The organism is Streptococcus sanguinis (assembly GCF_050220005.1).
In the GTDB taxonomy this organism is placed as follows: domain Bacteria; phylum Bacillota; class Bacilli; order Lactobacillales; family Streptococcaceae; genus Streptococcus; species Streptococcus sanguinis_Z.
Genome location: NZ_CP071413.1, coordinates 2186224 through 2200417 on the forward strand (window position 1 = coordinate 2186224; position 14194 = coordinate 2200417).

General features: G+C 44.7%; 6 protein-coding genes. 1 reads left to right on the plus strand and 5 read right to left on the minus strand.

Going from position 1 to position 14194, the window contains the following annotated elements:
• The 5 genes from J1C86_RS10710 to pbp1b form a co-directional block, all read right to left on the minus strand.
• Entirely contained in the window at positions 1–789 is a 789-nt protein-coding gene (locus tag J1C86_RS10710; RefSeq protein WP_002911058.1) for a hypothetical protein, read from the minus strand.
• Positions 782–1939: a non-hydrolyzing UDP-N-acetylglucosamine 2-epimerase gene (gene wecB, locus J1C86_RS10715; protein ID WP_002911057.1), complete on the minus strand. Its 1158-nt coding sequence runs from the start codon at positions 1937–1939 to the stop codon at positions 782–784. The genes J1C86_RS10710 and wecB overlap by 8 nt, the downstream gene beginning before the upstream one ends.
• 762 nt (positions 1940–2701) lie before the next feature.
• Entirely contained in the window at positions 2702–6349 is a 3648-nt protein-coding gene (gene rpoC, locus J1C86_RS10720) for a DNA-directed RNA polymerase subunit beta' (RefSeq protein WP_125407703.1), read from the minus strand.
• Between the two features lie 40 nt (positions 6350–6389).
• On the minus strand, positions 6390–9956 hold the full coding sequence (rpoB, locus tag J1C86_RS10725) for a DNA-directed RNA polymerase subunit beta (protein ID WP_002919872.1): 3567 nt from the start codon (positions 9954–9956) through the stop codon (positions 6390–6392).
• Positions 9957–10349: 393 nt separating this feature from the next.
• Positions 10350–12764, minus strand: coding sequence for a penicillin-binding protein PBP1B (pbp1b, locus tag J1C86_RS10730; RefSeq protein WP_125407700.1), 2415 nt, complete (start codon positions 12762–12764; stop codon positions 10350–10352).
• Between the two features lie 154 nt (positions 12765–12918).
• Between pbp1b and tyrS the strand changes: the two genes are divergently transcribed.
• On the plus strand, positions 12919–14175 hold the full coding sequence (gene tyrS, locus J1C86_RS10735) for a tyrosine--tRNA ligase (protein WP_125407782.1): 1257 nt from the start codon (positions 12919–12921) through the stop codon (positions 14173–14175).
• Positions 14176–14194: the final 19 nt, after the last annotated feature.

The window sequence follows — 14194 nt, forward strand, 5'->3', positions numbered from 1 at the left end:
CTAGTATTCTACGATAATGTCGGTTTCAAGCTGACGCTCCAGATTGCTCAAAGCGTCATCGAAATTATGGAATTTGTCAATGTTTTGAGCATTAAGTTTTAAACTGCCGGACTGAAACTGAATTTTTTGGTCAGTTTTCTTATTCTCAAAGTGCATCATCGTTAAATCGTCACGCACTTTCTCTTGGAAATATTCCTTGACTTCCTGATCCAGATCTTCTACCAGAACGAGAAAGTTACCATTGGATACATAGTAAACAGTTTCTACATTCTGGAAGTCCCAGTTAAGCAGTCGTAAAATTCTCTTGAGCATCCGCTTGTACTCCCGAGAGTGAATTTGATAAAAATGATGATTGTGTGCCCAATGGACCAGTAAGGCCTGAAAGGCTGGAGCTTGTTTCTGATTTACTTTCTGAACCATTTCTTCATAAGCCTCAGCAGCATCTTCACTGTCATCCTGCACTAATCCCAAGCGCTGATGAAGATAGAAATTCACTCGGCTGGTCAGCCAAGCACTGACAGGGAAGACATAAAGCAAGAAGAGAACTTGATTGTCCGGTAGATAGGTTACATCAAAGAGCAAGATCAGAGTTGCGATAACCACACCCAGAATCATGGCCCATGTCACCAAGAGATCAGATAGGACAAAGACACTAAAAATACCTAATGAAATCAGCGCGATTCCGATATAAAATATGTTAGCTGCAAAATTCCAACTGTAGAAAAGAATTAGTCCAATTGCCAGTACAAAGACTGCTAATGATTTTTCTAGTCCTTTTTTCCTAAACATTTTTTACTCCTGTCTTAAATTCTTCTGGTCTAGCCGTTTGCTTAAAATAGTGGGCAATAGCTTGAGCAATCCGCTCAGAAGCCTTACCGTCACCATACGGATTGCTGGCTTGGGCCATTTCCTGATAGAGTGACTCATCTGTCAGCAGGGCTTCCATTGCCTCTGCTACTGCTTGAGTTTCTGTACCGACCAGCTTCAAGGTGCCGGCTTCAACTCCTTCTGGTCTCTCTGTTGTATCACGAAGTACCAGTACAGGCTTACCTAAGGAAGGTGCTTCCTCTTGTACTCCGCCTGAGTCTGACATGATGAAATAGCTTTTAGCTGCGATATTATGGAAATCCAACACATCTAAAGGCTCAATCAGATGAATTTTCTCATTGTCACTCAGAATTTCTCTAGCCGCTTCCTGAACCGCTGGACTCAAGTGAACGGGATAGACAATTTCTACATCATCATGGGCATCTACAATCTGTCGTAGAGTTCGAAAGACCCTTCTCATCGGCTCGCCTTGATTTTCCCGACGATGCATAGTCACCAAAATCATCTTGCGAGCTGGATCAATACGGTCAAGCACCTCGTGCTGATAATCAGCTTGGACGGTAAGCTTTAGAGCGTCAATAGCTGTATTTCCTGTCACAAAAACTGTTTCTGCTGGATGGTTTTCCTTGAGCAAGTTAGCCTTACTCTGATCCGTTGGCGCAAAATACAAGTCGGTCAAAGAGTCGGTCATCTGACGATTCATCTCTTCTGGGAAAGGAGAGTATTTATTCCAAGTCCGCAAGCCAGCTTCCACGTGGCCGATACGAACTTGATTATAAAACGCTGCAAGACTAGCCGCAAAAGTCGTTGTCGTATCACCGTGCACCAGCATAATATCTGGCTTGTTTTCCTTTAAGATATCATCCAGCTTATGCAGGATTTTGACAGTAATATCTGTCAGGGTTTGATTCTTCCCCATAATATCCAAATCATAATCAGGCTTAATCTTAAAAGTCTCAAGTACCTGATCCAGCATCTGACGATGCTGAGCAGTCACAACTGTTGTTGTCTCAAACAAGTCTGCCTGCTTCTTCAGTTCAATAACCAGTGGAGCCATCTTAATTGCTTCTGGACGAGTTCCAAAAACAACCATTACCTTAATTTTCTTCATTTTTCCTCACCAAAAATCAACATTGTTATATTAACTTTTTACTAAAAAATGTTTGTTTTAAGTAACCTTAGTTATTTTACCATCAAGCGTTTCAATAATCAAAGCATGAACTATTATTTTATACTTTCTTAATAGTAATTTACATGTTGGTAACTTATTTAAGATTATTTTAATTTTCTTAACTTAACTGTAACTTAAAATTACTGAAATTTTTTGGTTTTCTCAAAAAAATAAATAAAAAGGAAAGAACTTATAGGCTTAAAGCCCTGATTTATGCAGAATTTTGTGTTTTTTACCTATATTTTTTAATCTTTATTCATTGTAATAAAATATTATTCTATTTGTAATCTAATTGTTTTCTATTCTTTATATTTCAAAATCCTCCCTTCATGAATGAGCTAGCTAGATAAATGCCAGCTATCGTTCTCTACAACCTTCGAACACTACCATTAAAACCAACCTCCTCTTTTTTAAAATTTCAAACCTACCCCTCCTACTATTTTAGGATTTTTAAAATAGTATAACCTAGCGCTATCATACTACAAAAAACCAGCTACCTCCCTGATTAAAAATAAATATGGCATCTCGCATCATAGAAAAACTGAAACAGGAAATCTTGAATATTTCTTCTATAGTCGTTGATCCATAAAGGAGAACTTAAAAACAACTTTCTAAGTATATTATGGGATAATATTTAGTTGCGAGCAAGAAATTATCGGCTGCAACAAAAAATCCCTCCCGAAAATCGGGAGGGAAAGTTCTTTATTTAAGAACAATATTTTCTTCAGTTTCAAATCCACCTGGCAGTTCTGTCACTTCGTCGATAATTTCAACTTCATTGACAGCCTGAGGCTCCAAATTGCGATAGCGGGCCATACCAGTACCAGCTGGGATAATCTTACCGATGATAACATTTTCCTTGAGGCCAAGCAGATGGTCTTTCTTACCACGGATAGCAGCATCTGTCAGGACACGAGTTGTTTCCTGGAAGGAAGCTGCAGACAGGAAGCTATTTGTCTCAAGGGAAGCTTTGGTGATTCCCATGAGGACTGGACGAGCTGTCGCAGGTACACCACCTGAGATAACCACATCACGGTTAGCATCTGTAAAGTCAGTGATATCCATAAGAGTTCCCATGAGAAGATCTGTATCTCCTGGATCCATAACGCGCACCTTGCGAATCATTTGGCGAACCATTACTTCGATGTGTTTGTCGCCGATTTCTACCCCTTGGCTACGGTAAACTTTTTGTACTTCAGCAAGCAGGTAAGTTTCAACAGACAAGACATCACGGACAGCCAGCAAGTGCTTAGGCTGGATAGAACCTTCAGTCAAGGCAGCACCACGAGAAACTTGGTCGCCCACTTCTACCTTCATGCGGGCTGTAAATGGTACCACATATTCACCTTCGCCAGTTTGGCCTTTAACAAAGACCTTCTTGGTACGAGTAGATGCATCTTCTTCGATAGCAGTAACTTCACCCTTGACTTCAGTGATGACCGCTTCCCCTTTTGGATTGCGGGCTTCAAAGATTTCTTGGACACGAGGAAGACCTTGCGTGATATCGGTATTAGAGGCAACACCACCCGTGTGGAAGGTCCGCATGGTCAGCTGTGTACCAGGCTCCCCGATAGACTGGGCAGCGATGGTTCCGACTGCTTCACCGACTTCAACCGCATCACCCGTTGCCAAGTTGATACCGTAACAGTGACGGCAGACACCGTGGCGGGTGTTACATGTAAAGACGGAACGGATTGTCACTTCTTCAACACCAGCATTAACGATTTCACGCGCCTTGTCTTCTGTGATCAATTCATTTGGACCAATAATGACAGCACCAGTTTCTGGATGTTTAACCGTCTTCTTAGTGTAACGACCATTGAGACGCTCTTCCAGAGACTCGATCATTTCCTTGCCTTCTGTGATAGAAGTGATGAGCAAGCCGCGGTCTGTACCACAGTCGTCTTCACGGATAATCACATCTTGAGCAACGTCAACCAGACGACGAGTCAGGTAACCCGAGTCGGCTGTCTTAAGGGCCGTATCGGTCATACCCTTACGAGCACCGTGGGTAGAGAAGAACATTTCCAAAACAGACAGACCTTCACGGAAGTTAGACAAGATTGGCAATTCCATGATACGTCCATTTGGCGCAGCCATCAGACCACGCATACCGGCCAACTGAGAGAAGTTAGAGATGTTACCCCGGGCTCCAGAGTCCATCATCATAACGATAGGGTTCTTCGGATCCTGGTTGGCAACCAAACGTTTTTCCAATTTCTCACGAGCTGCCCGCCACTCAGCAGTAACTGCATTGTAGCGTTCGTCATCAGTAATCATACCACGACGGAATTGTTTAGTAATTTGTTCAACACGCTTGTGGGATTCTTCAATAATCTCAGCCTTGTCTTCGACAACTGGGATATCAGCGATACCCACTGTCAGACCAGCCAAAGTAGAATGGTGATAACCCAGGTTCTTCAAGCGGTCAAGAAGAGCAGATGTTTCTGTTGTACGGAAGCGTTTAAAGATTTCCGCAATGATATTACCAAGATTTTTCTTCTTAAACGGAACATTGATCTCAAGCTGTTCAATGACTTCCTTGATGTCTTGTCCTGACTCCAAGAAGTACTTAATTGGCACACCTTCTGTCAAGTTAGCATTAGTCGGCTCTTGCAAGTAAGGCAATTCCTCAGGCATAATCGCGTTAAAGAGAATTTTACCAACAGTTGTGATCAAAATCTTATGCTTCTGGTCTTCTGTCCAAGGCTTATTGAGACTGTCTGTTGCAATACCAACACGAGTATGCAAGTGAACATATCCGTTGCGGAGAGCCATAACCGCTTCATCCATATCCTTGAAAATCATACCTTCGCCTTCGCGACCAGCCTCTTCCATGGTCAGGTAGTAGTTCCCCAAGACCATATCCTGAGACGGTGTTACAACTGGCTTACCGTCTTTGGGATTCAAGATGTGCTCAGCAGCCAGCATGAGGATACGAGCTTCAGCTTGCGCTTCCTCTGACAACGGTACGTGGATAGCCATCTGGTCACCGTCAAAGTCGGCATTGTAGGCTTCACAGACCAATGGATGCAAACGAAGAGCTTTACCATCAATCAGAACTGGTTCAAAGGCCTGAATTCCTAAACGGTGAAGAGTCGGTGCGCGGTTAAGAAGCACTGGGTGTTCCTTGATTACTTCTTCCAGAATATCCCAGATACGCTCATCTCCACGTTCTACCAAGCGTTTGGCAGCTTTAACGTTCTGTACAATATCGCGAGCAACGATTTCCCGCATGACAAATGGCTTGAAGAGTTCAATCGCCATTTCACGCGGAACACCACATTGATACATTTTCAATGTAGGACCAACGGCGATAACGGAACGTCCTGAGAAGTCAACCCGTTTACCCAGCAAGTTTTGACGGAAGCGTCCTTGTTTCCCTTTAAGCATATGGCTCAGAGACTTGAGCGGACGGCTGCCTGGTCCAGTAATTGGACGGCCGCGGCGACCGTTATCAATCAAAGCATCAACCGCTTCTTGAAGCATCCGCTTCTCATTTTGAACGATGATACCAGGGGCATTGAGTTCTAATAAACGAGCCAAACGGTTGTTCCGGTTGATAACCCGGCGATAGAGATCATTGAGGTCAGAAGCCGCAAAACGACCACCATCCAGCTGAACCATAGGGCGCAAATCTGGCGGAATAACCGGCAGGATATTGAGGACCATCCATTCTGGCTTATTGCCAGACTTGTAGAAGGCGTCCAAGACATCCAAGCGACGAACAGCTTTGATCCGTTTTTGACCTGAAGCAGTTTTCAATTCTTCTTTGAGGACAGCAATTTCAGCTTCCAAGTCCACTTGTTTCAAGAGGTCTTGAATAGCTTCTGCTCCCATTTTGGCTACAAATGAGCCTGCACCGTACTCGCGTAAGCGTTCACGGTACTCACGTTCCGTCATGATTGACTTGTGCTCTAGCGGTGTATCCTTAGGATCAATCACCACATAAGCCGCAAAATAAATGACTTCTTCCAGGGCACGTGGGCTCATATCCAAAGTGAGACCCATGCGGCTTGGAATTCCTTTAAAGTACCAAATATGTGAAACAGGTGCCTTCAATTCAATGTGGCCCATACGCTCACGGCGAACCTTAGCACGGGTTACTTCAACACCACAGCGGTCACAGACGATTCCTTTGTAACGAATCCGTTTGTACTTACCACAGGCACATTCCCAGTCCTTTGTTGGACCGAAGATCACTTCGTCAAAAAGACCTTCGCGTTCTGGTTTCAGGGTTCGGTAATTGATTGTTTCAGGTTTCTTCACTTCCCCATAAGACCATGAACGGACCTTATTTGGAGAAGCTAGGGTGATTTGCATACTTTTAAAACGATTTACATCAACCACTATTTCTTACCTTTCTTCATTTTCTAATCAGTGTCTATTCTTATTCTTTTCCTTCAGCCTCAAAAGCTGCTTTCGCTTCTTGAGCTGCTTTTTCACGCGCTTTTTCAAGATCGTCAACGTGAATCACGTCATCATCTTCACCTTCGTCTAGGTCACGCAGTTCTACTTCATTGTCATCTTCATCGAGAACGCGCATGTCAAGACCAAGAGATTGCAATTCTTTGACAAGAACGCGGAAGGATTCTGGCACACCTGGTTTTGGAATTGGTTTTCCTTTGGTAATAGCTTCATAAGCCTTCAAACGGCCGTTGACATCATCTGACTTGTAAGTCAGGATTTCTTGCAGAACGTTAGAAGCACCGTAAGCTTCCAAGGCCCAAACTTCCATCTCACCAAAACGTTGTCCACCAAACTGAGCTTTACCTCCGAGCGGCTGTTGGGTAACCATTGAGTAAGGACCTACTGAGCGGGCATGGAGTTTATCATCTACCATGTGGTGGAGCTTGATCATGTACATGACACCAACAGATACACGGTTGTCAAACGGCTCACCGGTACGTCCGTCATAAAGAATAGTCTTGGCATCGCTGTCCATACCAGCTTCACGCACTGTATCCCAGAGGTCTTCTGAGCTTGCTCCATCAAAGACTGGTGTTGCAATATGGATGCCCAAGTTACGTGCTGCCATACCAAGGTGGAGCTCCATAACCTGACCGATGTTCATACGAGATGGTACCCCGAGTGGGTTCAACATGATATCAACCGGTGTTCCATCTGGCAAGTAAGGCATGTCTTCCACAGGAACGATACGGGATACAACCCCTTTGTTTCCGTGACGACCGGCCATCTTATCTCCGACCTTGATTTTACGTTTTTGAGCGATGTAGACGCGAACCAGCATATTAACGCCAGATTGCAGTTCATCACCATTAGCACGGGTAAAGATTTTCACGTCACGAACCACTCCATCGGCACCATGTGGCACACGCAGAGAGGTATCGCGGACTTCACGAGACTTGTCTCCGAAGATAGCGTGCAAGAGACGTTCCTCAGCAGAAAGGTCTTTTTCACCCTTAGGGGTCACTTTACCTACAAGAATATCGCCTTCTTTGACTTCCGCCCCGATGCGGATAATACCCATTTCGTCCAAGTTGCGCAGGGCATCTTCCCCTACGTTTGGGATTTCGCGGGTAATTTCTTCAGGGCCAAGCTTGGTGTCGCGAGTTTCTGATTCGTATTCTTCCAAGTGAACTGAGGTGTAGACATCGTCTTTCACCAGACGCTCACTCATGATAACCGCATCCTCGAAGTTGTAACCTTCCCATGTCATGTAGGCAACGATTGGGTTTTGTCCCAGGGCCATTTCTCCATTTTCCATAGAAGGTCCGTCAGCGATAAAGTCGCCTTTTTCAACGACATCGCCAACTTTTACCAAGGTACGTTGGTTGTAAGCAGTTCCTGAGTTCGAACGGCGGAATTTTTGAATTTGGTAAACATCAAGAGAACCATCTTCACGGCGGACTTCAACCTTGTCTGCATCCGCATAGGTAACCTTACCATCATGCTGAGCAATAACCGCTGCACCAGAGTCGTGAGCAGCTTGGTATTCCATACCAGTACCAACATAAGGTGCTTTTGGATCAATCAAAGGTACAGCCTGACGCTGCATGTTGGCACCCATGAGAGCACGGTTGGAGTCGTCATTTTCTAAGAAAGGAATACATGCTGTCGCTACGGCAACTACCTGCTTAGGCGATACATCCATGTAGTCTACTTGGTCTGATGGGAATTCTTGGTTATTACCTTGGTGGCGTCCCATAACGATAGGCTCTGCAAAGCCACCTTTTTCATTCAGCTTAGAGTTGGCCTGCGCTACGATAAATTCATCTTCCTCATCAGCTGTCAGCCAAACGATTTCGTTGGTTACTACGCCAGCTTCACGGTCTACTTTACGGTAAGGCGTTTGAATAAATCCGTATTTGTTAAGGTGTCCATAAGAAGACAAGTTATTAATCAAACCGATGTTTGGTCCTTCAGGCGTTTCGATTGGACACATACGGCCATAGTGAGTATAGTGCACGTCCCGCACTTCATAACCAGCACGGTCACGTGTCAAACCACCAGGTCCCAAGGCAGAAAGACGGCGCTTGTGAGAAAGCTCAGACAGCGGATTGTGTTGGTCCATGAACTGAGACAATTGTGAAGAACCAAAGAATTCTTTAATAGCTGCAGTCACTGGACGGATGTTGATGATTTGCTGTGGAGTTAGTACTTCGTTATCCTGAACAGACATCCGTTCACGAACATTACGCTCCATCCGAGAAAGTCCAAGACGGACTTGGTTAGCCAAAAGCTCACCAACAGCACGAATACGACGGTTCCCCAAGTGGTCAATATCATCTACACGACCGATACCTTCAGCCAAGTTGAGGAAGTAGCTCATCTCAGCCAAGATATCAGCTGGTGTCACGATCCGAACCTTGTCAGACGGATTTGCATTACCAATGATGGTCACAACGCGGTCTGGATCAGTCGGTGCCACTACCTTGAACTTCTGCAATTCTACAGGGTCTGTCAAGACAGCTGAGTCGTTTGGAATATAAGTGATTTTGTTCAAACCATTATCCAGCTGCTCTGCAATGCTGTCAATCACACTGCGGGTCATAACTGTACCAGCTTCAACTAAGATTTCTCCAGTTTCAGCATCTACCAATGGCTCTGCAATGGTTTGGTTCAGCAAGCGTGTCTTGACGCTGAGTTTCTTATTAATCTTGTACCGACCAACTGCTGCCAAGTCATAACGATGCGGATCAAAGAAACGCGCTTCAAGAAGGGAACGAGAACTTTCAGCCGTCTTAGGCTCACCTGGACGAAGACGCTCATAGATTTCTTTCAGAGCTTCATCTGTACGGGAGTCCATTGGGTTCTTGTGGATATCTTTTTCAATGGTATTGCGCACCAAGTCGCTGTCACCAAAGATGTCCAAGATCTCATCATCACCTGAGAAACCAAGCGCACGCACCAGAGTGGTAAATGGAATCTTACGTGTCCGGTCAATACGAGTGTAGGCAATGTCTTTTGAGTCTGTTTCCAACTCTAACCAAGCTCCGCGGTTAGGAATAACGGTTGATCCGTAGCCAACTTTTCCATTTTTGTCAACTTTATCGTTGAAGTAAACCCCTGGAGAACGCACCAACTGGGATACGATAATCCGCTCACCACCATTGATGATGAAGGTTCCCATTTCAGTCATGATTGGGAAATCGCCAAAGAAGACTTCCTGAGTCTTGATTTCACCAGTTTCCTTGTTAATCAGACGGAAGGTTACAAAGATTGGCGCTGAGTAGCTGGCATCGTGGATACGTGCTTCTTCCAGCGTATATTTAGGCTCACGGATTTCATAGCCAACAAATTCCAATTCCATGGTGTCGGTAAAGTTTGAAATAGGAAGTACATCTTCAAAGACTTCCTTCAGACCATGATCCAAGAAATCTTGGAACGAATCCGTTTGGATTTCAATCAAATTTGGTAAATCAAGAACTTCCTTAATTCTTGAAAAACTACGACGGGTACGGTGTTTACCGTATCGAACTTCATGTCCTGCCAAGTTTTTACTCCTTTATGATAAGATACTAAGCCCTTGATAAAGCGAGAAGAAGCATATCTTTACCTCACGCTTTTTAGAGCGAGTTCTGTGAAATGTTTTCAGAGGAAAATCCTCTGTCATTTACAATGCTGCAAAACAGCCACAATCAGTCCCTTTTGTTTAATTTTCAGAAAAATTAAATTATGATTACATAACCCGTTTTTCCTAAAAATAGGCACAAAAAGAGCAGCTAAATCTGACTTATTCAAGTTTGATTTAACTGCTGTAAGCTTCTATTTGGACAATATTTCAAATAAAGCACACGACAAATTATTGTTATCATTATACCTTATTTAGCTAGAAATTGCAAGGATTTCATCCGCTTTCTGAAAAGTTAAAACTGTTCTTGATGCGCTAGTTCCCTTGCCGGTTATTATTGGAATTGGAGTTGGAATTAGAATTAGAGGTAGAACCGCCCAGTATAGCTGACCAAGCCTTCTGATAGTCCGCATCTGATGCCCCGATACCAAAGCGGTAGGTCGTGGTCGGAGCACCGTTTTTAGCCCAATAGCTAGGCACTGTCGGACCACTGAGATTAACAGAGCGGCCGTTTACCGTTACTGTACCTGGCTTTTCCCCTGTGGACTTGAGTACATCAGACTTAATCACACTCGGATCAAGAGTAAATTTATCACCAACACCCCAGGCATTTGGATCTGCCTGATAGATAGCATCTGCCATATAGGCCATGTAGGAGGCATTATTATTATAACCAGTCAACGCCGCCATAGAGCTATTATCATCATGACCAATCCAGCCTCCCAAAGTCATCTTTGGAGTAGAAAGCATCAGCCACATATCACCGTTGGTGTTGGTCGTTCCAGTCTTACCAATCCAATCGGCTCCAGCCAAGGTTCCATTGACCTGACTGATTCGAGATTTGTAGGTCGTAGTAGCCCCAGAATTGATAACTCCCCGCATGAGCTCCTGCATAATCGTAGCAGCTGCTGGGCTGTAAATCTGAACAGGATTGGCCTTATGCTGGTAAATCACCTTGCCATCTCGGTCTGTGATTTTTTCAACCATGTATTTTTTCTGGTAGGTTCCATTATTAGCCAAGGTTTGGAAACCATTGGTGTGCTGAGCTACAGATACTTCAATTCCCCCGCCCATTGGGAGACTCTCAATGCTGTAGTCATCAATGTAATAACCCATTTTTTCCATATAGCCACGGACATTGACACCTTTTTCGCGTAATCCGCGGTAAGTCCAATAAGCCGGAATATTCCAAGAAGTATTGAGAGCTTCTTGCAGATCCATCATAGCTGTACCACGGCTGTCCACGTGCATAATTGGGTCACCGCTTGAAAAGTTAGTCGGATAGTTAGAAAGAACGCTGGCGCTGCCCATCAGACCTTGGTCAATAGCAATCCCATAAGCCAGAATCGGCTTAATAGTCGAACCCGGCGAGCGCTCTGTATCAAAGGCATGATTGTTCTGATTGGAAGCATAATCTCTTCCTCCGACAAAGCCAATCACAGCACCGGTTTTATTATCCAAGAGGACATTCCCCACTTCAACTGCACCAGTTCCGTCATCCAAGACGCCCCCATAGTTGGCTACTGCATTTTGCATAGCAGTATGAATGTTCTTGTTGATTGTGGTGGTGACAGTATAGCCGCCATCGCTCAGTTCTTTAGCAGCCAATTCCTTGTAGGCTTTGACAGTGTCGTTGTTTTTCAGCTCTTGCTGAGAAACATTGTCCCGCTGAATCAAGTATTCGTACATGGTCTGCTGGGCTTCTTCGACCGCTGTGTAATAAAGGTAGCCATGCGAAGATTTTTCCGAGCTTTCAGAAGGCTTGAAATCCTTGGTCAAGTCATAGTCCTTGTACTCCTTGTACTCTTTCTCGCTTAGCTTGCCCGTCCGATACATATTATAGAGCACATCCTTGGCACGTTCCAAGCCCAGAGCCATATCTCCTGCACTCTTGAGACTGCCATCCGCTGCATAAGGCGAATAAACAATCGGACTCTGTGGCAAGCCGGCAATAAAAGCAGACTGGGGCACAGTCAAATCCTTAGCAGAAACACCAAAAATCCCTTGAGCAGCTTCTTCCACACCGGCGATATTCTGCCCCTTATTGTTGCGCCCAAAAGGCGAAACGTTCAAGTAGGTCGTCAAAATATCATCCTTAGACATGTAGCGCTCCAAAGCTAGAGCATCAACAATCTCCGCCGCTTTCCGCTTGAAGGTCGGTGCATCGCCCACCACCTGCTGCTTGATCAACTGCTGAGTAATAGTTGAACCCCCGCTGGACGAGCCAACTCCGACAACAGAGCCGAGCGTAGCCCGAAGCACAGCCTTGGGCACCACTCCGTTATGCGTTTCAAAATTCTCATCCTCTGTAGCGATAACGGCTTTTTTTACATTTTCAGAGATGGCGTCACTCTTAACCGGAATGCGGAGCAAATCATTGTCCACTTCTGCAATCAAGCTGCCATCGGCATAGGTAAGTTTAGAAATACCAGAGATATTATTCACCTGCTTGACCAGCTCTTCTTGCTTGGGCACTTCCACCTTACTGAAAAGACTAGCTGCATAGCCTATCCCAATCCCAGCACCGATGACGCCACCGAAGAAGATAAACACAAAAGCCATATTCATCAGAAGTTTAAAAGTCCGCAAGAAAACAGCAAAAACATCACCGATAGACCAGCCATTGTTGCTACTGCCAATCTTCTTGCTCCATTCTGGAAGATGTATTTTTTTGATAAACTGCTGGGCTTTTCCCCAGAACTCTTTTAATTTCTCTATTAATTGTTCCAAGTTTGATTCTCCTTGTTATCTTCCCATTATACCAAATATCTATGATTTATTTCAAGGAAACATTGCTATTTAAAAGCTTTATGATACAATAGAGTAACATAAATTTAAAATATAGATAAGCCAATTTCTTGGCTTTTAGAATAGGAGAGACATGATGCACATTTTTGATGAGCTAAAAGAACGTGGCTTGGTATTCCAAACTACTGATGAAGCAGCTTTACGCAAGGCCTTAGAAGAAGGACAAGTCTCTTATTATAGTGGATACGATCCGACCGCTGACAGCCTGCACCTTGGCCACTTGGTAGCCATTCTGACCAGCCGTCGCTTGCAACTAGCCGGACACAAACCCTACGCTCTGGTCGGAGGAGCAACTGGATTGATTGGCGATCCATCCTTTAGGGATGCAGAACGCAGCCTCCAAACCAAGGAAACCGTGGAAGGCTGGGTGAAATCTATCCAAGATCAGCTTTCTCGCTTTCTGGACTTTGAAAAGGGTGATAATAAGGCCGAAATGGTCAACAACTATGACTGGTTCAGCAGCATCAGCTTTATCGACTTCCTGCGTGACGTCGGCAAATACTTCACTGTCAACTACATGATGAGTAAAGATTCTGTCAAGAGCCGGATTGAGACAGGGATTTCCTATACAGAATTCGCCTACCAGATCATGCAAGGATATGACTTCTATATCCTCAATCAAAACCACGACATAACCCTGCAAATCGGTGGTTCTGACCAATGGGGGAATATGACAGCAGGTACAGAGCTCCTGCGCCGCAAGGCTGACAAGACTGGCCATGTAATAACCGTTCCGCTCATTACCGACGCTACTGGCAAAAAATTTGGTAAATCAGAAGGCAATGCTGTCTGGCTCAATCCTGACAAGACTTCTCCTTACGAAATGTATCAATTCTGGATGAATGTCATGGACGCAGACGCTATCCGCTTCCTGAAAATCTTCACCTTCCTGTCCTTGGATGAAATCGAAGAGATTCGCCAACAGTTTGAAGCAGCACCACACGAACGCTTGGCGCAGAAAGTTCTGGCTCGCGAAGTGGTCAGTCTGGTTCACGGTCAAGAAGCATATCAAGAAGCTCTCAACATCACTGAGCAGCTCTTTGCCGGAAATATCAAGAATTTGTCCGTCAAGGAACTCAAACAAGGCCTGCGCGGTGTGCCTAACTATCAGGTCCAAGCAGAAGACAACCTCAATATTGTAGAACTGCTTGTGACAGCCGGCGTGGTAAACTCAAAACGTCAAGCCCGCGAAGACGTCCAAAACGGCGCTATCTACCTCAATGGTGAGCGTATCCAAGATTTAGACTATGTCCTCAGCGACTCAGATAAACTGGAAGACGAGCTGACAGTTATCCGCCGCGGTAAGAAGAAATACTTTGTCCTGACCTACTAAAGATAAAAATCCGATTACC

Excerpts from the sequence above, each read along its gene's own strand:
- J1C86_RS10710 (WP_002911058.1), bottom strand. The coding sequence starts at position 789 with ATGTTTAGGAAAAAAGGACTAGAAAAATCATTAGCAGTCTTTGTACTG.
- tyrS (WP_125407782.1), top strand. The coding sequence starts at position 12,919 with ATGCACATTTTTGATGAGCTAAAAGAACGTGGCTTGGTATTCCAAACT.
- wecB (WP_002911057.1), bottom strand. The coding sequence starts at position 1,939 with ATGAAGAAAATTAAGGTAATGGTTGTTTTTGGAACTCGTCCAGAAGCA.